Consider the following 19889-nt stretch of genomic DNA (forward strand, 5'->3'; position numbering starts at 1 on the left):
CCTTCTTAGTATTTACGGGTGTGCTGCTCGCGATCTGATCGGCACCCTTCGTCCTTCCAATTGGTTATCTTCTTCGAGCGGCAGGCGAATGAAGCGACGGCGAATCCGATGAACTATTCTTGAATCATCTTGGCTCGCGTTTGTAGGTAGGCATTACGGACTGCAGCGTAGAGATCCAGGGTGGATTCTTCGACACCCTCATACTTCTCTAGATTCAACGAGCGGCTGTTCACAATTTCCATTCCACGGACGCCAATGAGTATCAGAGAACTTTTGGCAGTATTCGCCTCGAGGAGCGAAGGAATGGCATCAGTCCCGATAATCGGAAAGACCAACCAGTAAATAGGATTGAGCACAATATCTCCAGCATAACCGACCAGGTCACGAGCCGTAAACGGCGGCAGAAAGGGGAGTACGATATAGGGCCCCGGCCTCACCCCGTAGAACCCGAGCGTCTGGCCGGTATCTTCTTCCGGCGTCGTAAGATTCAACCGATTGGCCACATCGATAAGTCCCCCGATTCCGGCCGTTGTGTTGATGAGGAATCGCCCAATCTCTATACCGGCGCCTTTGAACTTTCCCTGGAAAATATTGTTCATTAAGCGCGGCGTCACACGAGTGTTGTAGAAGAAATTGCTGATACCTATCTGAGCGAAATTGGGGACAATGGAGTTATAGCCTTTAGCTACCGGCTTCAGCGCCAAACGATCGAACTCTTGGTTAAAGTGGAACATCTTCGAGTTGAACGGTTCCCACGGATCATACTCTTCGATCGTCTCTTCGCCAGGCTTGGCAAACGGATCGAACGGTTCTTCAGCAGAAACCTCGTGAGTTGGTACAGCTGAGGGGTTGGTCTTGTGAGAAGCATCGGCAATCAGAACTGGTGGGGCGTTCTGCTCGATGTTGGGGGTGAGCGAGCTTGTCGAGCCTTTTTGAACGGCGCAACCGGAGAGTAGGATCAACGAGACGGCAAAAACAACCGCATATTCACCTCGCCTGAAGCAGACCGGCCTCCACCCAGGTTTTGTCCTCATTCTTAGGATAACCTCTTGAGATTAATGGAACGGGCATCGACAATGGGCTCCGCAATGTACCAAAAGTCGGTTCAACCGCCAATCATTTATTTCTGAACTGTTCTCCTGGAAAAGCAGTTGACGGACATCCGCCTCGCGATCCTGACATCATCGTTGCGGCACTCTTATCCGTGAGCACCAGCCACACAATGCCGGAACCACATGACATGGACGAGGTTAGCAGGCTGTGGAATAGTCGATTTATGTGTTTCGACAGGCCTGTCCTGAGTTAGTCGAAGGACTCAGCACGAACGGAAAACCTCAGTATATTCAATGATCACTCCGTTCGTCCTGAGGCCATCGAAGGGTGAACGGAGGGTTTTCCGGGACCTATTAGACGATTTTCACGCCGCCGGGCCGTTCGATCAGCTCGATTTCATAGCCGTCGGGCGCGTCGATGAAGACGAACCGGCTGCCCGAAGAGGTAGTCGTCGGGCCATCGGTGATCGTGACCTCCTGCGCATTGAGCGATGCGATCGTTTCGTCGAGGCTTTCGACTTGAAAGGCCAGATGGACGAGATCCTCCTGAACTTTCACCGGCCCACTTGGAGGGAAACTGGTCAATTCGATCAGTTCGTCACTGTTGGGCACTCTCAGAAAGGCAAGCTGGGATCCGCGAGGAGAGGTCTTTCGCTCGAGCACCTCAAGGCCCAATACGGTCGTGTAAAACTGGATGGTCTCATCCAAATCGCTGACCCGCATCCTTGTATGTAAAAACTTTCTTACCTTCATCAACTCTTTCCTATATGTGAAATAGTTGCCAAATCGCCAGTGAAACAAAGAACCAAAACAGGAATCCGACGATCTCAACGCTTACCACATGGCGCTCAAGATTACGGAAACCCGGCGGGCGTAGGATCAAGCGTCCTGTTCTTAAACAAACGACAGAGACAAAAAATTCGTAAAGCGATTCCAACAGCGCTTGAACCATTGCTTAGCTAACTCCTTGTTGGGCCCGCCGTCTTGCGAAGCAGGATCTCAGCACTACCCGGAATCAGAAAATTGGGCATGGGGCCGATTTCCTGATAGCCATGTTTCTTGTAAAAGGCTCGTGCTGATTCGTTGAAATCCGATACACAAGCGAAGAGATTCTTGGTCCTCTTGAAGACCAGCTCCTCGATGTGCCGCAGCAGTTGACCGCCGATTCCCTTTTGGCGAGCCCATATCGCCACCCCCAAGAGCTCCAGATAGTCGCCCAAGAGAAACTTCTGCTTCACGATGGCGACGCCTGCCACTTTCTCTTCAAGGAGAGCGACATAACAGTCTCGCCCCTGCGGAGTCGGGCAAAAAATGCGATTCCAATCGTTCTTTGAATAACCGAGTGTCTTCCAAGGGTCGGATTCCCCCAGCAGGTGGACGACGGCATTGCGATCGTCCGGGTCCATGTCCCTGATAACCGGGTCAGTCATGGGTTTGGGGCTTGCAGGTCAACAACTCGCTGACGGTCATGGGTTGGAGGCCTTTACGAGGAAGGACGTCCGTTGCCAGTTGTTCAATCACCTGTCGGGTTTGCTTACCTTTGCCGTTCGCGTGGAAGACGATGATGCTTCCCGGTTTGGCACGAGCGGCAACTCCGGTGAGAATTTGCTCGGCGGAGAGTGTGGGGTCCGGATCGCCCGATTCGATATTCCATTGGATGAATCGCAGGCGGAGCAGCTTCACCACGGCGATGGTCACGTCGTTGTATTCTCCATACGGTGGTCGAAACAACGTCGCTTCATGGGCATAACGTTCCTGCAACAGTTTGACGGGGCCGAGAATCTCCCTGCGCTGTTCGTCGGCATCGTGCATGGGAAGGTGGGCATGCACCTCACCGTGCGTGCCCACTTCAAAAAATCCTAGACCTAATAGATGGGTCACTTCCGGTTGGTGTTTTGCCATCCACGTGCCGGACATGAAGAAGGTGGCGGGGATACGATGCGTGATCAGATAGTCCATCAACGGCTGATCGTAACCGGACCCCTTACGCACGGGACAGAGATCGAACGTCAATGCCACGCCCGGGCATGTCGGTGGGCCGGACTTGACAACTTGGGCAAGACCGTCCGGTGGAACGAATGGCCCAGAGGTCGTCACTAACAGGAGGCCTAGCAGAAGGCGTAACCGTACGTGTCGCCGCATAATGGTCAGTATACCTGAACCGGTGGAGAAGAATTGACCCTTTGCGTATTCGGCTGGTACGGTGTGATCTATGCGGATGCCTTCCTGGGAAATCGGCCGAGCGTTGGGAATTCCGATCCGCATCCATGCCTCATGGTTTCTGGTCTTTCTCCTGGTCACATGGTCTCTCTCGACCAGCTATCTGCCCGAAAGTTTACCGGGCCTCACTCCCGAGCGTTACTGGGCGATGGGCGGCCTCGCGGCGGTACTGTTATTCCTCTCCGTCCTCTTGCATGAGCTCGGCCATTCTTACGTTGCGTTGTACTATCGCATCCCTATTGAAAAGATCACGCTCTTCATATTCGGCGGTGTGGCTCACATGCGGAAAGAAGCTCCGACACCCCTTGCCGAATTCCTCATTGCGTTGGCCGGTCCGGCGGTAAGCTTTGTGATCGGCGGGCTTTGTTTTGTCTTTGTGGAGCTGGCCCAGGCGATTCAACGGCAACATGGCCTTCAGGGTTGGATCATGCTCGGAGCCCTGTTGGGCTTCGTCAATATGCAACTCGGCCTCTTCAATATGATTCCGGGTTTTCCGCTGGACGGTGGGCGGGTGTTACGTGCAGGATTGTGGGCCTGGGGAAACGATTTTTATCGGGCCACCAAACAAGCCGCAGTGGTCGGTCTTGCGTTTGGATTAGTGCTTGGACTGGTCGGCCTTGTTGTGATGTACGGAGCCGTGAGCGGCGGATTGCCCGCTTCGATGGCATCGAACGGCGGGTGGATTCTCATCATCGGTATGTTTCTCTTCGCCGCGGCTCTGGCGAGTCGTCGCCAAGCCGCCATCCGTCAGTCACTGGCGACGGTCCCTATTCGAGATTTAATGGTGACGACGGTTGTCTCAATCCCGTCGCATTGCACCCTGGATGAGGCGGTAAACCAGTACTTCCAGTCCTATGGCTACGGCGGCTTTCCGGTATTGGAGGATGGACGCCTGGTGGGACTCATCACCGTTCTTGAAATTCAGAACCTGCCGCCGTCGCTGTGGCCCTGGCGCCGGGTCGAACAGGTGATGCGCCCACATTCGGAGTCGTTGGTGATCGAGCCGGATATTCCTGTGATTCATGCCATGGAGCGCATGGCCCATGAAAGATGGGATCGATTGGTCGTCATGCAGAATGGGGAAATTGTCGGACTCGTTACCCATTCAGCCATCGTGCATTTTCTGCAGCTAAGAAATTCTTCCGGCCGATAATCAATTCATTGCTCTTCTCATGTCTTGCCCATATCCAATGACTATTGACCGATGACCAGTGACTCTTTCCCTTTCCGATCGACCGATCACCCGTCCTCCCGAGCCACGGAAGTATCTCCTCGATGGTGCCAGCTGGACCGACTCTCCTAGGCCTCATAAGCCTTCGTTGTCGGCGAGACGCGGGCGGCTTGTTGCAGCTTGTGGGCGATGATGCCCCCGAAGAGGAAGAGCCCGGCGGAATAATAGACCCACAACAGCAAGAGGACGACTTCCAGCAACGATCCATAGAGCCGAGCATAGACTGTGGCATACTCGCTATAGCTGACGAACAGCAACTTGGCTGCGACCCAAAGTAGGCTAAAGATCAGGGCTCCAGCCATTGCGGCTCGCCAGCGAGGACGGCGGCGAGGAACAAGGCGGTACAATAGGCTGACGGTCAGGAATGCGAGGGCAAAGGGCAGAGTGTAGGTCAGATGAAAATCATGGGCGGCCAGGGCAACGAGATCGAGTCCCCAGAACCGAGGCGCGTAGGTGGTTAAAAAGGCGATGATTTGCGTGCCCACATACGCCATAAGCAGCAGCAGCCCGGTGGACCACAAGAGCGCGATGGAAATTGCGGTTGAAATCAATGGGTGACGCTTTTGAGTGCTCTCAAACACCACGTTGAGCGCATAGTCGAGTTCATAAAAGACGAGGCCTCCAAACCAGAAGAACGAGAGAAACACGAGCCACCGCACGTGTTCCAATGCACTGATCCGATGAAGCTCTTCGGCCAGCCGCTCGCCTAAAGAGGGGAGGAATCCCTTGAGGAAGCTCAGCATGAACTGTTCGCCGATGGCATTCTGACTGACGAGAAAACTGATTCCATACAGGAGGAGAAACGCGAGCGGAAACAGCGAGAGCAGCGAAAAGAAGGCCAAAGATGCGGCGAGGCTGGCGCAGCCCTGCTGCAAAAAGGACTTCAGGACGTCAAGAAGGAAACGGAGGATATTCATGAGGTCTCACATGCACATGTGAGTCATTCGCATAATAGGAGTGACGCGAGAACGGAGCTGGAGGGCTATTGTAGCGGCTTCATCTTAATGTCGATACCGCCCGCATGGCGAGCTGCACGACCGGATTGGGGTAGATCCCGAAGATCACCACTCCAGCCACTGCGCAGGCCAGCACGATGGAGAAGGTCGGCGACATGACCAACTGAGGAGCGCTATCCGTGACGTCACTCGGCTCACGCATGTACATGACCATCACCACTCGGAGATAGTAATAGGCCGACACGGCGGCAAAAATCAGCGCGATGACCGCCAGCCACGTCATGCCGGCTTCCACGGCAGACATAAAGACGTAAAATTTTCCGATGAATCCTGCGGTGGGAGGAATGCCCGCCAGGGAGACCATGAAGATCAACATGAGCAACGCCGCCACAGGATGACGTTTGGACAGACCGGTGAAGTCCTCGATCTCATCTCCTTCCATCCCGTCTTTGCGAAGCATGGCGGCGATGGCGAATGCGCCGAAGGTCATGAATGTGTAGAGCGCAAGATAGAGCAACACGCTTGCGATACCCGAAGAGTTTTCTAACCGTCCGGCCGCCACCACGCCGATCAAGGCATAGCCGGCATGGGCAATGCTCGAGTACGCGAGCATCCGCTTGATGTTCGTCTGCACCAACGCAACGACATTTCCCAACACCAGGGTGGCGAGGCAGATCAGGAGGAAAATGGCGGACCAGTTGGCCTTCAAGCCGCCGAGCCCCTCAATAAATACCCGGAGAAAGGCGCCGAAGCTGGCGGCTTTGGATGCCACGGCCATGAAGGCGGTGACCGAGGTTGGGGCGCCTTGATAGACGTCCGGCGTCCACATATGAAACGGCACGACGGCGAGTTTGAAGCCGAATCCAACCGCGAGGAGGATCGTTGCGAATAACAGTAAGGGATCGTCCAGGCTCTGCCCCGCGATCGCTGTGGCAATGGCCGGAAGCCTGGTGCTTCCGGTAGCTCCATAGAGGAGTGAGATGCCGTACAAGAGGATACCGGATGAAAAGGCGCCTAGTACGAAGTATTTGGCGGAGGCTTCAAGCGAACGAGGTTCCGATCGCTTCAGCCCCGCCATCACGTAGAGCGCGAGGGACATAAGTTCACTACCGAGATAGATCGTCAGCAAGTCGGCTGCCGATACCATCACCATCATCCCTGCGAGAGCAAGCAGGACAAAGCCATAGTATTCGCCGAAGTACAGCCGCTCTTCCTTGAGGTACGAATGCGACAGGAGAATCGTGAGGCCGGTGACAAAATAAAGCAGCAGCTTCCAAAAGGCTCCATAGGTGTCGATGACCACCAGCCCGCTGAAAGCCTCGACGGGAGCTCGCATCTGCGAGGCCGTCAACCCCATGCAAATGGCGAGGGTTCCCAGACTCAGCCACACCAGCCCGTCTTTGTCGGATGGGCGCAGTACCGGATCGAGCACAAGCACAATGCAGGCAGCGGTGATGACCAACAGCTCCGGCAGAACGAGGAACAGGTCTCCGACAGAGAAGGTCATGGCTGTCTGCCCTCCGCCTCGGTACTCGTGAAGTCCGCTTCGCCGCCCGCATCGACGAGTCTGCCCGCATCGCCGACTCCGCGAGGCGTGCGAGGCGTGTGAAGCCCTTGGCTTAGGGTTGAAACCTGCTCAGAAGCCGGCGGCAAGACGCGAGCGATGACCTTCTCGACGCTTGGGTGCATGCGGGTCAGGATGGGGTTAGGGAACAACCCGATCGCAAAGATCAATACGACGAGCGGCACCAGGGTAACCGTCTCGCGCAGGTTGACATCACGTAGTTTCGGAAGCATGTGCGGAGCCGGCACGCCGAATGCGACACGTTGAACCATCCAGAGCAAGTAGGCGGCGGCGAGGATGATTCCCAATGAGGCGAAGGCTGTGGCGATCTTGCTCCAGAGGAAGGTGCCTATCAGAACCATAAACTCCCCGACAAAACTGTTCGTGCCGGGCAATCCCAACGAAGACAATGCAAAAATGACCAGGAACGTCGCATACCGCGGCATGGGCCTAGTCAGCCCTATATTGTCCGCGATCTGGCGGCTGTGGGTGCGTTCGTAAATCACCCCCACGCAGAGAAAGAGCCCCCCGGTCGTGATCCCGTGATTTACCATCTGCATCACAGCGCCTTCGATTCCTTGAATGTTAAACATGAATAGGCCGAGCGTGACGAACCCCATGTGGCTCACGCTCGAATAGGCGATGAGCTTTTTCAGGTCGGCTTGGGCCAGCGCCATGTAGGCGCCATAGATGATGGCGATAATCGAGAGGACCACCATCAAGGGCGTAAAGGTTTGGGATGCGTCCGGCAACATCGGCAAACTGAAGCGCACGAATCCATAGGCGCCCATCTTGAGCAGAACGCTGGCGAGAATCACGCTGCCTGCCGTCGGCGCTTCTACGTGCGCATCGGGCAACCAGGTATGGAGAGGAAACATGGGAACCTTGACGGCGAATGCGGCGAAGAACGCGAGAAAGAGCCAGAACTGCATTGACTTGGAATAGGTGGCCTGACTCAATTGAAGAATGTCGAATGTATGGCCACCCTGAAAATACAACACCAAAATCGCGACCAGCAGCAAGACGCTGCCGGTGAAGGTATAGAGAAAGAATTTAATCGCGGCATAGAGTCGATTGGGTCCTCCCCAAACTCCTATCAGGAGGTACATGGGGATCAGCATCGCCTCCCAGAACACATAGAACAGTACGAAATCGAGAGCCGCGAACACTCCGATCATGGCGCCTTCCATGATCAGCAGCATGGCCATGAAGCTCTGGACTCTCGATTCGATGGAGTGCCAAGAAATCAGGACGCAGAGCGGCATCAGGACCGTCGTCATGAGGACCAACGGCAGACTGATGCCATCGAGACCCAGCCGATAATGAATCGGCGGCGACGAGATCCACAGGGCCGATTCCATGAACTGCATGTGGCTGGAGGAGGCATCGAACAACCACCAGAGCGGGAGTGAAATCAGTAAGTCAGCGACGGTGGCGGCGAGGGCGATGAGCCGAGCCGAGGAGTCCTTCACGAAAAAGACCGCAGCCGCTCCGATCAGCGGGAGACAGATCAGTGCCGTAAGCCAAGGAAAGGAATGTGTCATCGGTTAATAGTCTTTCAGACCTCGCCACAGGCGGGTCGTTCATCATCGGTCAGTGGTCATCGGAGTGAGGCACATGCTCTCCATGCATTGTCCTCTCCGATGACTAATGAACAGTGATCATTGACTTTCCTCCTAGGAAATCAGAAAGACCGTCATGATCACAACAATCCCGACCGCCATCGCCAGCGCGTAATGCTGGGTCTGCCCGCTCTGGATCAGTCTCAATAACCATCCACCCCAGGCAACACCGCGCGCGACGCCGTTGACCGCTCCGTCGATGAGATTGACGTCGACCCGTTTCCAGAGCTCTGAAGCGGTCGTACATGTTGGTCTGACAAACAGCTGGTCGTAGGCTTCGTCGACATACCATTTATTCAACGAGCCACGATACAGGCTGCCCAACTGTTTGGCCAAGCGCTCCGGGAGATCCGGGTTGAGCACATAGACGTAATAGGCGGCGGCAATGCCGATCAGACCCATCGCTGTCGCCGCAGCCATAATCATGAGCCCATCCGAGCCATGGTGAATAGCCGCTTCAGTTCCGGTTGAAAAGACCGGCTCCAGGAACGATGGGATGCCGAGATAACCGGTCAAAATACTGAAGAATGCCAGAATGATGAGCGGTGTGGTGATCGTTTGCGAGGGTTCATGGAGATGTTCCGCATGGTGCGGATCAACATGGGACGTGCCCCAGAACGTCACGAACACGAGCCTGAAGCTGTAGAAGGCTGTCAGGAGAGCCGTCAGCAGCCCGAAGATCGCCAGTACCTGGCCAAGTGTACCCGACGACCAGGCGGACACGAGGATGTCATCCTTACTGAAGAATCCTGCCGTTAAAGGAAAGCCGGCGAGCGCCAGCGAACCGATCACAAACGTCCAGTAGGTAATCGGTAACTTGTCTTTGAGGCCACCCATGTGTCGCATGTCCTGTTCATGATGCAGAGCGATAATGACAGAGCCACAGCCCAGGAAAAGCAAGGCTTTGAACGCGCCATGTGTCAATAAGTGATACATGCCGGAGGCGTAAGCTCCGAGCCCGCAAGCCATCATCATGTAACCGAGCTGACTGACCGTCGAATACGCGACCACACGTTTGATGTCGGTTTGAGTCAACGCAATCGTGGCGCCGAGGACCATCGTCGTCGCGCCTGTAATAGCGACCACGCTCATCGCGGTCGGAGAAAGGTTATAGATCGGGGCGAGACGTGCCACCATGAAGACGCCGGCTGTGACCATCGTAGCGGCATGAATGAGTGCCGAAATCGGCGTGGGCCCCTCCATCGCGTCAGGCAGCCAGACATGAAGCGGAACTTGGGCGGATTTGCCTACCGCACCGGTGAAGAGCAAGAGTGCGATAAGAGTAAAGACGGAAACCTCCCAGGTTCCACCGAAAGGTCCGAGAAGGTTCATCGTGAGATCCTTCGCTTCGTGAGCGGCGGGGAAAATCTCGTGATAGTTGAGCGATCCGAAACTGTACCAGACGAGCAGAAGGCCCAGCATGAACCCGAAATCGCCCACGCGATTCACCAAGAAAGCCTTGGTCGCAGCTGCACAGGCGGAAGCACGTTCGTACCAATGGCCGATCAGCAGGTAGGAACACAGCCCCACGGCTTCCCAGAACACGAAGAGCTGCAGCAGGTTATCGGCCAAAACCAACATCAACATGGAAAAGGTGAACAGGGCGATGTAGCTGAAGAAACGGGCATAGCCCGGCTCGCCGTGCATGTAGCCGATCGTATAGACATGCACGAGCGAGCTGACACCGGTGACCAGCAAGAGCATCACGGCGGTCAGCCGGTCGATATGGAGACCGATGTGAATGTCGAGATTCCCGGATGTAAGCCAGGTATACAGCGGAACTGAAATGACGGAGCCGGAAGTCACTTCTAAAAAGGCCGCCACCGACAAGACGAGCGACAACACGACCGCCGGAACCGCGACAAGGTGGGCGCGGTCTTTAATGTGCCAGCCGGCCAGGCCTAAGATGAGAAAAGCGCCCAGCGGAAGAAGTGGGATGAGGGAATACAGCATAAGCTCAGGAGCTGATAGCAGATGGCTGATAGCACGAGCTTCGGACCTCTGTCCGTGCCATTCGCCGTTCGCTATAAGCCATCTGGGAGTTGGTTACCATTTCAACAGATTGAACTCTTCCACGTTGATCGTGGATCTGGATCGGTGCAAGGCGATGATGATCGCAAGTCCGACTGCAACCTCCGCAGCCGCCACCGTCAAAGCAAAAAAAACGAACACTTGACCGCCAAGATCCTGAAGATGGTCGGAAAACGCGACAAAGTTAATGTTGGTTGCATTCAGCATCAGCTCCACGGACAGCAGGATGACGATGATGTTGCGCCGGATGAGCACACCCACAACGCCGGTCAGGAAGACGATGGCGCTCAAAATGAGGTAGTAAGAGATGGGAATCATCCTTGCCTCGTGAAACGTAAAACGTGAAAAGTAAACGGTTGAGAGGAAAAGGCGGCAGCCGGCAGACTCTTCCATGAACGACCGTCTAACATTTCACTCTCATATTTCACGGCTTTCAGAAAAGTCTCGTTTCGCGAGGACGATGGCGCCGATCATGGCCACTAAGAGAACCAAAGAGGCCACCTCGAAGGGGAATAAATAGGTTGAAAAAAGCGTCTTACCGATGGCCAACGTATTGTCGGCGGCGATGGCATCATGCGGTCCGGACCGGAGCGATGGACTGTCCGGATCGGTCGATCCCGCTCCGCCGGAGAGCAGCACGATGGACTCGATCACCAACGGCACACAGACAACGGCGGCGACCCGCCATTGGCTGTGGTAACGGTCGTCTTGTTTGACATTGAGCAACATGACGACGAAGAGATACAGCACGAGAATGGCTCCCGCATAGACGATGACCTGCACGGCCGCGAGGAATTCGGCATGGAGTATGACGAAGAGCCCAGCCATATGGAACAACATAACCAGTAAGGAAAGCGCGCTGTAGACGGGGTTTCTCAGCGCGACCACCAGCATGGAAGTTATGGCGATTATCCCGGCGAAGTAACCAAAAAACATCTGGGCCATGAGACGGTTCCTGGGTTAGAGGTTCGACCTGGGCCCGACTAACGCAACGGTGTTCCAGTCATCGCTCGTCCGATGAGTACTCTTTGAGAGTCAGTCCGGTTTTGACGGCACGTGCTTGAATGCCACGTTGAAGAACGCGACGTTGGGATGCTGTAGCTCCAGGCGTTTCTCGCGGGTCGGGAATGAACGGTCGCCGATTGCGAGCAATTGCTGTTTGTTCAGGTGGAGTTGGCGCTTGTCGTATACCGCCCACTCAAATTCTCTCGTCATGCCCAGTGCATCGACAGGGCAGGCATCCACACACATCCCACAGAACAAGCAACGGGTCATGTCCATGTAATATTCTTTAGAGTAACGCTTCGTCGGCTCACCCGGCACTTCCGCGCTGACGACCCGGATAACGCGCGAGGGACAGGCTGCTTCACAGAGATCGCATCCCACGCACTTCTCGGTCCCATCGTCGTATCGGAGCAGCGCGAGCATGCCACGATAGTTGTCCGGCAGGGTGCGTTTTTCGTGAGGGTATTGCAAGGTCACCGGACGATAATTGAGCAGATGCGACAACGTCGCCTTCATGCCGACGAGGATCTCGTAGAACGTGATGGTCTTGAACCATTCGGACAGACTCAGACGCCTGGTGGTTGTCGTCGATGCCATGGTGGTCCCGTACGCTACTTCATCTGTTGGTAGACGAATACTGCAATAGATGTCACGACAATGTTACCCAATGCGATGGGCAGCATCACCTTCCAGCCGAACCTCATGAGCTGATCGTATCGCAGCCTTGGCAACGTGGCCCGGAGCCAGAAGAAGAGGAACAAGAAGGAGTATGTCTTGACCGCAAACCACATGATGTTCTCGACCCAAGCCAAGGACGGCAAACCGATGAGCGCCAGAATCGTTCCAGGGTACGGTGCATTCCATCCGCCGAGAAACAGGGCGGCGGCTACACAGGACACTAACATCATGTTGGCGTACTCGGCGAGGAAAAAGAACGCGAATCTGAGGCCGCTGTATTCAGTGAAGAAGCCGGCGACAAGCTCGCTCTCCGCTTCCGGCAGATCGAACGGGACACGATTGGTTTCGGCCACGACGGAGATCACGTAGACGACGAACGCAAAAATTTGCGGTGCCGGTAACGCGAAGAGGTACCAATTCCAAAAACCTCCGGCCTGGGCATCGGTGATTTTCACGAGGCTGAGCGAGCCGGCCAGAATCAACACCCCGACAATGGACAGTCCGACGTTGAGCTCGTAGCTGATGATCTGAGCAGCCGATCGTAGCCCGCCGAGCAAGGAGTATTTGCTGTTGGACGCCCATCCTCCCAGGATGATGCCATAGGCACTGATCGAGGCGAAGGCTAAGATGTACAGAATGCCGATGTTGATGTCAGTGATGATGAACGGCTTCACGGTGATGCCGCCGATCTCGAACGTCCAGTTCGGGCCCCAAGGAATAACCGCGAATCCGATGAATGTCGGAATCAAACAAAGAATCGGCGCCATGGTGAAGAGGAACTTGTTGGCACCGGCGGGGACAATGTCTTCCTTGAAAAACAGCTTGATGGCGTCCGCAAACGGTTGGAGAATGCCGTAGGGCCCCACCTCCATCGGACCCATGCGGTCCTGCATCCAGCCCAGGACTTTGCGTTCCGCAAGAGTGAGGATGAGGACTGTGATGACCACGATGCCCATGACCGCGGCGATCTGCGTAAGGGAGATGGCGAGACGCAATCCGAATTCAGTCACAATTGGACTCCTCGATGAGCATAGTCATCTGTGATGAAGCGCGTCATCACGCCACCTTCATGATAGACACCGTCGCTGTCCGAAACGACGGCGCTTGGGTGATCGGATCGATGGCGCATTCAAACAGTTGGACGGCAGCTTGACCAAAGTGATACGGGAACCATGCCGTTCCTTGTGGGATCCGCTCCATAATCTTGACCTCGGTCGTCATTTCCCCTGACGTGCTGGAGAGGCGGACCCGATCCCCATCCGACAAGGCAAAGCGTGCCGCGTCAGGTGGACTGATACGCAACCGGCCACTCCCTTCCACCTGTAACAGCCCTTTGGAGCGAGTGGATAACTTTCCGGAATGGAACAGGCTTTGACCTAGATCCAACCGCAGGGTTCCATCCGGCCTGGATTTCGGCGTCATGATCCGGTATCGCGTCGCAAGATCACGCTGATACCCCTCGGCGAGATAGTGATCTATGGCGGTACGGTCGACCTTTTGAGGCGACGGTGTGGGCCCCAGTGAGCCGTAGCCAGGAATAAGGCCCCGGATTTCCTTGAGGATCTCTTTGCTTTCGGCATACTCCATGGGTGAGTTCAACAGGATGGAAAGCGCAGAAAAGACTTCCCAGTCGGGGCGGCTTTCTCCGACAGGTTCGATCGACGGACGAACGGCCTGAACATGTCCCTCGGTATTGGTAAACGTCCCCTGTTTTTCCATCGAAGAGGCGGCCGGCAACACGACGTGGGCCAAGGCGGCCGTCTCGGTTAAAAACAGTTCCTGGCACACCAAGAGATCGAGGTTGCGCAGTGATTGCTCGGCATGTATCGTCGCGGGGAGACTTCCGACAGGATTCTCTCCGACGATGAACATCGCCTTGAGGGATCCCTCGTTGGCTCGCTTCAACATCTCGATGAGGGACGCTCCTCTGTCGGTCGGAAGTTCGGCTTTCCATTGCGTCGCGATCCTCTCGCGATCCGTGCTGTCGGCGAGGAGGCCGGCACCGGGAAGAAATTCAGTGACGGTTCCCATTTCGACCGCGCCCTGGTCGTTGTTTTCTTCGGCAAGCGGCGAAAAACCACAGCCGGGCTGATCCAACTTTCCTGTCAGAAGCAGCAGATCGAGGAGGGTCACACATCCGCTGTAACCATGTTCGCTCCGCAGCAAGAGCTGTCCAGCCAAGATGACGACCCGGCGTGCTCCTGCCGCCACCTTGGCCGCCCTCATAAAAGAATCCGGCTCAATTCCGGTCGCCGCCTGTAGGTCCCGCCAAGAGGTCTGTTGCAGCGCGCTCGTAATGGCGTCGACATATGCCGGCTGCCGTTGTGCGAGCTCCGGCTGTATCAAATTCTGTTCTACGACGCCCTTCACCAGACCCAGGATGGCGTTCTGCATCTCGCTGGGTGGGAGACAGAAGTGATGCTCAGAGAGGTTAGCGATATTACTGATCGTGTCGACGACCGGCTCCAGCGATTCGATCGTCATCAGTGTCGCCCGCCGTTTCTTCACCGCCTCTTTGACCTTGAGGCCCGTGATGGGATTCGTCTCGGTGATATTCGTGCCGACGAGGATCAGGACATCCGCATCCAGGATGTCGTCGAAGGTCACGGTCCACCGATGCGTCCCCTGCACGAGTTGCATGGCATGCAGGCCGTTGATATGACCGTAGCGCGCGCTGCTGTCGATGTTGTTGGTGCCGACGGCCAGGCGCATAAATTTCTGAAAGAGGTACAGTTCCTCGTTGGTGCAGCGGCCCGAGATCAATCCTCCGAAACTCTGTCCTCCGTGAGCGGCTTTAATCTCGCCGACGCGGGCGGCGACGTACTCCAGCGCTTCTTCCCACGTCGCCCGCACAAGCACGCCATCGCGACGAATGAGCGGATGCGTCAGACGATCCGGATGGCCGGCTGCATGGAACCCAAAAAATCCCCGAGCGCACAGGTCGCCGTTGTTGCGGCCCGCTCCATGCGCGGAGTTCACTTCAATGAGTTCCTGCCCCTTCGTCTGCACGGTGATCTGGCACCCATCTCCGCAGTAACCACAGATAGTGTCGGCTCGTTTCAGCATCCATGGCCGATACTCATACATGGACAGTCGGCTGGTAATCGCTCCAACCGGACAGATTTGCACACAGCCGCCGCAGAACTCGCAATTCAGAGGATGGGCGCCGAAGTACTTGATTTCCGTCATCGTGCCGCGACCGACCGGCGCCAGCGCCTTGACGTCCATCACTTCGTCGCAGTATCGGACACAGCGCAGACACTGCACGCAACGATTCATCTGCGTTTCGATCAGCGGACTGAAATATTCCTTTTGGAAGATGCGCTTGGTTTCAACGAACCGGCTGGACGCCGTGTACTGGTGCGAAAAGTCTTGAAGGTCGCACTTGCCCCCTTGATCGCAGACCGGACAGTCCAGCGGATGATTGGCAAGGATAAACTCGAGCACCGATTTATGGGCGTCGTCGACCACGGTGGTAGCGGTGCGTATGTTCATCCCTTCGTCGGCCGGTGTGCTGCAGGCCGTTTGAAGCTTGGGCATCTTTTCGATTTCAACCAGGCACATACGGCAATTGGCGTCCGGTTTGAGCTTCGGATGGTAGCAGAAATGTGGAATCATGACGCCGACGCGACGGGCTGCTTCGATCACCAACGTCCCCTTCGGGACGTGGACCGTCATTCCGTCGATCGTGACGTGAACCATCTGGGGTGTAGTCTCGGTCATGCTCTCCGTTATTCGTTAAGCGTCAAACGCAATGATCTGACGAATAACGATTCACGATTAACGTCTTAGTCCCACCGGCTCGGGTCGGATCAAATTCGCCGTCTCCGCTTCGTTGATGAGGTCGACATACTCCTGCCGCCAATGATTCAGCGTACTTTGAATCGGAGCGACTTCCGCGTCACCGAAGGCACAGACCGTTCGGCCTGCGATGTTTTTGCATAGATCCGACAAGGTTTCAAGATCCTCCATCCGGCCACGCTTCGCTAAGATTCTGCGCAGAGTCTGTACGAGCCAAGAACTGCCCTCTCGACAGGGGGTACATTTCCCACAGGACTCATGGTAGAAAAATTCCATCAGCCGAAGGGCGGCCCAGACCATGCTGGTGCCTTCCTCCATGACCGTCACGCCGCCGGACCCCAGCATCGATCCCGCCGCCGCAACGTGTTCAAAATCCAACTTGACGTCCAGATGGGCCGGAGTCAGAAACGGCGCAGACGCTCCACCGGGAATGAATGCTTTGATCGGCTTATCCGAACGCATGCCGCCGGCATGTTCGTAGACCAACTCGCGGACCGTCACCCCCATCGGAACTTCATAATTACCTGGTCGTTTCACATGCCCGCTGACGCAGAAGACTCTGGTGCCGGTGCTCTTCGGCGGCGAGCCGATTGCGGCAAACCATTCGGGGCCTCGGTTGATGATATGGGGGAGGTTCGCCAGCGTCTCGACGTTATTGACCACGGTCGGCTTGTTGTAGAGGCCATGCGTGGCTGGAAACGGAGGCTTGATGCGAGGGAGCCCGCGTTTGCCTTCGAGCGATTCCAAGAGGGCTGTTTCCTCGCCGCAGATATAGGCCCCCGCTCCCCGATGCACCCACACGTCTGCGTTGATGCCGGTGCCGAGAATGTTCTTTCCGATATACCCGGCGGCTCTTGCTTCGCCGATGGCCTGTTCCAAAATCCTCGAGCCCAGCACCATTTCCCCGCGGATGTAGATGTAGGCGGTTTCCGCACCGATGGCATAGCAGGCCAACACGATGCCTTCCAATACTTGATGGGGGTCTCGCTCCATGAGTTGACGATCCTTAAACGTACCGGGCTCGCTCTCATCGGCATTGCAGCACAGATAACGGGGGCCTTGATAATCTTTCGGCAGAAATCCCCATTTCACACCGGTCGGGAAGCCTGCGCCGCCTCGGCCGCGTAATCCGGACTGGCGGACCATCGCCGTCACATCCGGCGGGCCGATTTTCCCGAGCGTGTTGCGCAAGGCTTGATAGCCACCGGCCTGCTCATAATCCGTCAGCGACCCGGTATATCCAGGGTGCATCATATTCTTCAGAAGGACGAGTTCGTGCTTGGGCATAATGTCAGCGTTTCAACTCTCACCTTTCACGGCAACCGGTTCCGGCCACATAAAGGGTCCGCTTTTCAGCCGACTGGTTCCTGTCGATCGTAGATCGGCCAAAATTCGGTCCAGTTTGTCCTCAGTCAGCTGCTCATAGTAGTCATCGTTGATCTGCATCATGGGGCCGGTCCCGCATGCGGCCAAGCACTCCACTAAGCTGAGGCTGAACAGGCCGTCGACGGTCGACTCACCCGGGGCAATCCCTAGCTTCGCCCTGATCCATTCGATGACGGTATCTGAGCCGACGAGGGCGCACATGAGGGACTTGCACACCTGAATGTGGAACTTGCCCACTGGTTTCAGGTTAAACATCGTGTAAAACGTGATCGTCTCATAAACTTGCGGAGGCGTCAGCCTAAGAAGATGCGCAATTTCCTGCATCGCCGACTCGGATACATAGCCTTGATCGCGCTGGGCGACATAGAGCAGCGGAATCAAGGCAGAACGCTTGATCGGGTAGCGGCTCAGAATCTCTTCGATTTCTTTCCCGTACTTGTCCTTCAGCACGGTTCCTCCGCACATCCCTTTACCGAGGTGGCCGTACGCCTCATCTATCGCACTCCCCCATGACGACGTCGTATGTGCCGAAAATCGTGATGATGTCGGAGATCAAGTATCCACGCGCCATATGGTCGAACGCACCCATATGAATGAACGAGGGCGAGCGAATTTTCAATCGATAAGGGCGTGGAGATCCATCACTAATGATAAAAAATCCCAGTTCCCCCTTGGGCGCTTCGGTCGCGCAATAGGTTTCCCCCTTCGGCGGCTTGAACCCTTGGGTGAAGATGATGAAATGATGGATCAAGCTCTCCATGTCGCGCATGACTTGCTGCTTGGGCGGAGGAATGTATTGCGGCATATCGGCGATGATCGGCCCGGGCGGCATCTGATCGAGACATTGTGAAATGATCCGGGCGCTCTGACGCATCTCTTCAACGCGAATCCAATAGCGATCGTAGGTGTCGCCGTTTTTCCCGACCGGCACTTCCCAGTCCACCTTATTGTAAACCCCATAGGGTTCGAGTTTGCGGACGTCATAGGCCACCCCGGATCCCCGTAACGCGGGGCCGGTCATGCCGAAATTGATCGCATCTTCCCCGGAGATGACGGCGACATGTTTCGTCCGCCCCAACCAAATCCGGTTGCCTGCGAGCAGCGAATCATACTCGTTGACCTTCTCCGGAAACGTTTCCAAGAATGTTTTGAGGCGGGTGATCAATTCGGGAGTGAAGTCGCTGTCCACGCCGCCGATCCGATAGTAATTCAAGGTCAGCCTGGCTCCACACAGCCGTTCGAACATATCGAGCAAGGTTTCCCGCTCGCGAAAGGTCCAGAAGAAGATCGTCATGGCTCCGATATCCAGCGCCTGAGCACCCAACCAGAACAGATGTCCCAGAATGCGCTGCATCTCCGCGACGATGGTGCGAATATACTCGGCTCGTTCAGGCACGGTGATTCCGATGAGCTTCTCAACGGCGCGCACATAGGCATAATTATTGGCCATCGCGCAGACATAGTCGAGCCGGTCGGTATGGGGAATGATCTGCATGTAGGCGAGACCCTCAGCCAATTTCTCGACGCCTCGATGGAGGTACCCCAGATCCGGCGTCGCCTTGACGATCCTCTCTCCATCCAGTTCGAGAACGACTCGGACCACGCCGTGCGTGCTCGGATGTTGTGGGCCCATATTCAGCAACAGTTCTTCCCGCCGGTTCGATGAGGACCCGGTCGGCTCGGAAAGGAACAACTTCTTCTCAGCCTCGGGAACCTCGCCTTCGATGTGGTCGACCGGCGGTTCATCGAGGCGCGGGATAAAGTCGAACTGACTCCGCCACCCTCGGCCCTCCGCCGGGAAGTCCTTCCGCAACGGATACCCTTCCGCATAGTCTTCCGGAAGGAGGATGCGGCGTAGGTCCGGATGCCCTGAAAACCGGATTCCCATCATGTCGTAGACTTCGCGTTCCAAGAATGTCGCGCCGCGCCAGATGCTTGTTACTGAATCCAGCGACGGGTTGTCTTCGGTGACCCGCGTTTTCAGGCGAATCCGCCTGCCGTGCGGGAGCGACAACAAGAGATAGATGACCTCAAACCGCTGCTGATCGACCGGATAGTCGGCGGAGCAGATATCGGTGATATGGTCGAAACAAGCCTCCTGGTCATCGTGCAAAAAACGAGCGACCTCCAAGATCCTCGGCGCAGCGACATGAATGGTCACTTCCGATCGCGCCGTGTCGACATCGATGGAAAGCACAGCCGCCGGGAACTTTTTGAGCAATGTTTCAGTGAGGGATTGCATAGTTTCTTCAATCGCAAAGTGTGAAAATTGGAAAGCCCGCAAGGCGAAGGCCTTCGCAAAGGCTCGATACTTTCATGCTTTAGCACTTTCCCACTTTGTTT

The 19889-nt window shown here is 55.9% G+C and carries 17 protein-coding genes; 1 reads left to right on the forward strand and 16 read right to left on the reverse strand.

Annotation, left to right across the window (positions count from 1 at the left end):
- Positions 1 to 113: 113 nt before the first annotated feature.
- The 4 genes from P0120_17390 to P0120_17405 form a co-directional block, all read right to left on the reverse strand.
- Positions 114 to 1034 (reverse strand): VacJ family lipoprotein, encoded by a 921-nt coding sequence (locus P0120_17390; GenBank protein ID MDF0676085.1) that lies wholly within the window; start codon positions 1032 to 1034, stop codon positions 114 to 116.
- A gap of 372 nt (positions 1035 to 1406) precedes the next feature.
- A complete protein-coding gene (locus P0120_17395) occupies positions 1407 to 1805 on the reverse strand; it encodes a VOC family protein (protein ID MDF0676086.1) in 399 nt (132 codons plus the stop codon).
- Between the two features lie 206 nt (positions 1806 to 2011).
- Positions 2012 to 2482: a GNAT family N-acetyltransferase gene (locus tag P0120_17400; protein ID MDF0676087.1), complete on the reverse strand. Its 471-nt coding sequence runs from the start codon at positions 2480 to 2482 to the stop codon at positions 2012 to 2014.
- A complete protein-coding gene (locus P0120_17405; protein MDF0676088.1) occupies positions 2475 to 3194 on the reverse strand; it encodes a polysaccharide deacetylase family protein in 720 nt (239 codons plus the stop codon). Before P0120_17405 ends, P0120_17400 begins: the two co-directional genes overlap by 8 nt.
- A 70-nt stretch (positions 3195 to 3264) precedes the next feature.
- Between P0120_17405 and P0120_17410 the strand changes: the two genes are divergently transcribed.
- The gene (locus P0120_17410; protein ID MDF0676089.1) at positions 3265 to 4425 is read left to right on the forward strand and encodes a site-2 protease family protein; all 1161 of its coding nucleotides are present in this window, start codon (positions 3265 to 3267) and stop codon (positions 4423 to 4425) included.
- A gap of 146 nt (positions 4426 to 4571) precedes the next feature.
- Here P0120_17410 and P0120_17415 read toward each other — a convergent pair whose 3' ends face one another.
- From P0120_17415 to nuoD, 12 genes are all read right to left on the reverse strand, one after another.
- Complete coding sequence (locus P0120_17415) at positions 4572 to 5420, reverse strand: YihY/virulence factor BrkB family protein (protein ID MDF0676090.1); 849 nt, start codon at positions 5418 to 5420, stop codon at positions 4572 to 4574.
- Positions 5421 to 5499: 79 nt separating this feature from the next.
- The gene (locus tag P0120_17420) at positions 5500 to 6966 is read right to left on the reverse strand and encodes an NADH-quinone oxidoreductase subunit N (protein ID MDF0676091.1); all 1467 of its coding nucleotides are present in this window, start codon (positions 6964 to 6966) and stop codon (positions 5500 to 5502) included.
- Positions 6963 to 8567 carry an NADH-quinone oxidoreductase subunit M gene (locus P0120_17425; GenBank protein MDF0676092.1) on the reverse strand — a complete coding sequence of 535 codons (1605 nt, stop codon included), beginning with the start codon at positions 8565 to 8567 and terminating at the stop codon, positions 6963 to 6965. Before P0120_17425 ends, P0120_17420 begins: the two co-directional genes overlap by 4 nt.
- A gap of 132 nt (positions 8568 to 8699) precedes the next feature.
- Positions 8700 to 10598 carry an NADH-quinone oxidoreductase subunit L gene (gene nuoL, locus P0120_17430; protein MDF0676093.1) on the reverse strand — a complete coding sequence of 633 codons (1899 nt, stop codon included), beginning with the start codon at positions 10596 to 10598 and terminating at the stop codon, positions 8700 to 8702.
- 93 nt (positions 10599 to 10691) lie between these two features.
- Positions 10692 to 10994: an NADH-quinone oxidoreductase subunit NuoK gene (nuoK, locus tag P0120_17435; protein ID MDF0676094.1), complete on the reverse strand. Its 303-nt coding sequence runs from the start codon at positions 10992 to 10994 to the stop codon at positions 10692 to 10694.
- A gap of 99 nt (positions 10995 to 11093) precedes the next feature.
- A complete protein-coding gene (locus P0120_17440; protein ID MDF0676095.1) occupies positions 11094 to 11621 on the reverse strand; it encodes an NADH-quinone oxidoreductase subunit J in 528 nt (175 codons plus the stop codon).
- A 90-nt stretch (positions 11622 to 11711) separates the two neighbouring features.
- On the reverse strand, positions 11712 to 12278 hold the full coding sequence (nuoI, locus tag P0120_17445; protein ID MDF0676096.1) for an NADH-quinone oxidoreductase subunit NuoI: 567 nt from the start codon (positions 12276 to 12278) through the stop codon (positions 11712 to 11714).
- Positions 12279 to 12292: 14 nt separating this feature from the next.
- Positions 12293 to 13369, reverse strand: a complete 1077-nt coding sequence (nuoH, locus tag P0120_17450; protein ID MDF0676097.1) for an NADH-quinone oxidoreductase subunit NuoH — start codon at positions 13367 to 13369, stop codon at positions 12293 to 12295.
- Positions 13370 to 13415: 46 nt separating this feature from the next.
- Positions 13416 to 16082, reverse strand: a complete 2667-nt coding sequence (nuoG, locus tag P0120_17455; protein MDF0676098.1) for an NADH-quinone oxidoreductase subunit NuoG — start codon at positions 16080 to 16082, stop codon at positions 13416 to 13418.
- Between the two features lie 57 nt (positions 16083 to 16139).
- On the reverse strand, positions 16140 to 17447 hold the full coding sequence (gene nuoF / locus P0120_17460) for an NADH-quinone oxidoreductase subunit NuoF (GenBank protein ID MDF0676099.1): 1308 nt from the start codon (positions 17445 to 17447) through the stop codon (positions 16140 to 16142).
- Positions 17448 to 17459: 12 nt separating this feature from the next.
- Positions 17460 to 17996, reverse strand: a complete 537-nt coding sequence (locus P0120_17465; protein MDF0676100.1) for an NAD(P)H-dependent oxidoreductase subunit E — start codon at positions 17994 to 17996, stop codon at positions 17460 to 17462.
- A 40-nt stretch (positions 17997 to 18036) separates the two neighbouring features.
- A complete protein-coding gene (gene nuoD, locus P0120_17470) occupies positions 18037 to 19788 on the reverse strand; it encodes an NADH dehydrogenase (quinone) subunit D (GenBank protein MDF0676101.1) in 1752 nt (583 codons plus the stop codon).
- Positions 19789 to 19889 lie beyond the last annotated feature (101 nt).

The organism is Nitrospira sp. (genome assembly GCA_029194675.1).
GTDB lineage: Bacteria > Nitrospirota > Nitrospiria > Nitrospirales > Nitrospiraceae > Nitrospira_D.

What these genes read in the sequence shown, in the direction of transcription:
- P0120_17410 (MDF0676089.1), top strand. Translation starts at nt 3,265, where the DNA reads ATGCGGATGCCTTCCTGGGAAATCGGCCGAGCGTTGGGAATTCCGATC.
- P0120_17420 (MDF0676091.1), bottom strand. Translation starts at nt 6,966, where the DNA reads ATGACCTTCTCTGTCGGAGACCTGTTCCTCGTTCTGCCGGAGCTGTTG.
- P0120_17390 (MDF0676085.1), bottom strand. Translation starts at nt 1,034, where the DNA reads ATGAGGACAAAACCTGGGTGGAGGCCGGTCTGCTTCAGGCGAGGTGAA.
- P0120_17400 (MDF0676087.1), bottom strand. Translation starts at nt 2,482, where the DNA reads ATGACTGACCCGGTTATCAGGGACATGGACCCGGACGATCGCAATGCC.
- nuoL (MDF0676093.1), bottom strand. Translation starts at nt 10,598, where the DNA reads ATGCTGTATTCCCTCATCCCACTTCTTCCGCTGGGCGCTTTTCTCATC.
- P0120_17425 (MDF0676092.1), bottom strand. Translation starts at nt 8,567, where the DNA reads ATGACACATTCCTTTCCTTGGCTTACGGCACTGATCTGTCTCCCGCTG.
- nuoG (MDF0676098.1), bottom strand. Translation starts at nt 16,082, where the DNA reads ATGACCGAGACTACACCCCAGATGGTTCACGTCACGATCGACGGAATG.
- P0120_17415 (MDF0676090.1), bottom strand. Translation starts at nt 5,420, where the DNA reads ATGAATATCCTCCGTTTCCTTCTTGACGTCCTGAAGTCCTTTTTGCAG.
- nuoI (MDF0676096.1), bottom strand. Translation starts at nt 12,278, where the DNA reads ATGGCATCGACGACAACCACCAGGCGTCTGAGTCTGTCCGAATGGTTC.
- nuoK (MDF0676094.1), bottom strand. Translation starts at nt 10,994, where the DNA reads ATGATTCCCATCTCTTACTACCTCATTTTGAGCGCCATCGTCTTCCTG.
- nuoF (MDF0676099.1), bottom strand. Translation starts at nt 17,447, where the DNA reads ATGCCCAAGCACGAACTCGTCCTTCTGAAGAATATGATGCACCCTGGA.
- P0120_17395 (MDF0676086.1), bottom strand. Translation starts at nt 1,805, where the DNA reads ATGAAGGTAAGAAAGTTTTTACATACAAGGATGCGGGTCAGCGATTTG.
- P0120_17440 (MDF0676095.1), bottom strand. Translation starts at nt 11,621, where the DNA reads ATGGCCCAGATGTTTTTTGGTTACTTCGCCGGGATAATCGCCATAACT.
- P0120_17405 (MDF0676088.1), bottom strand. Translation starts at nt 3,194, where the DNA reads ATGCGGCGACACGTACGGTTACGCCTTCTGCTAGGCCTCCTGTTAGTG.
- nuoD (MDF0676101.1), bottom strand. Translation starts at nt 19,788, where the DNA reads ATGCAATCCCTCACTGAAACATTGCTCAAAAAGTTCCCGGCGGCTGTG.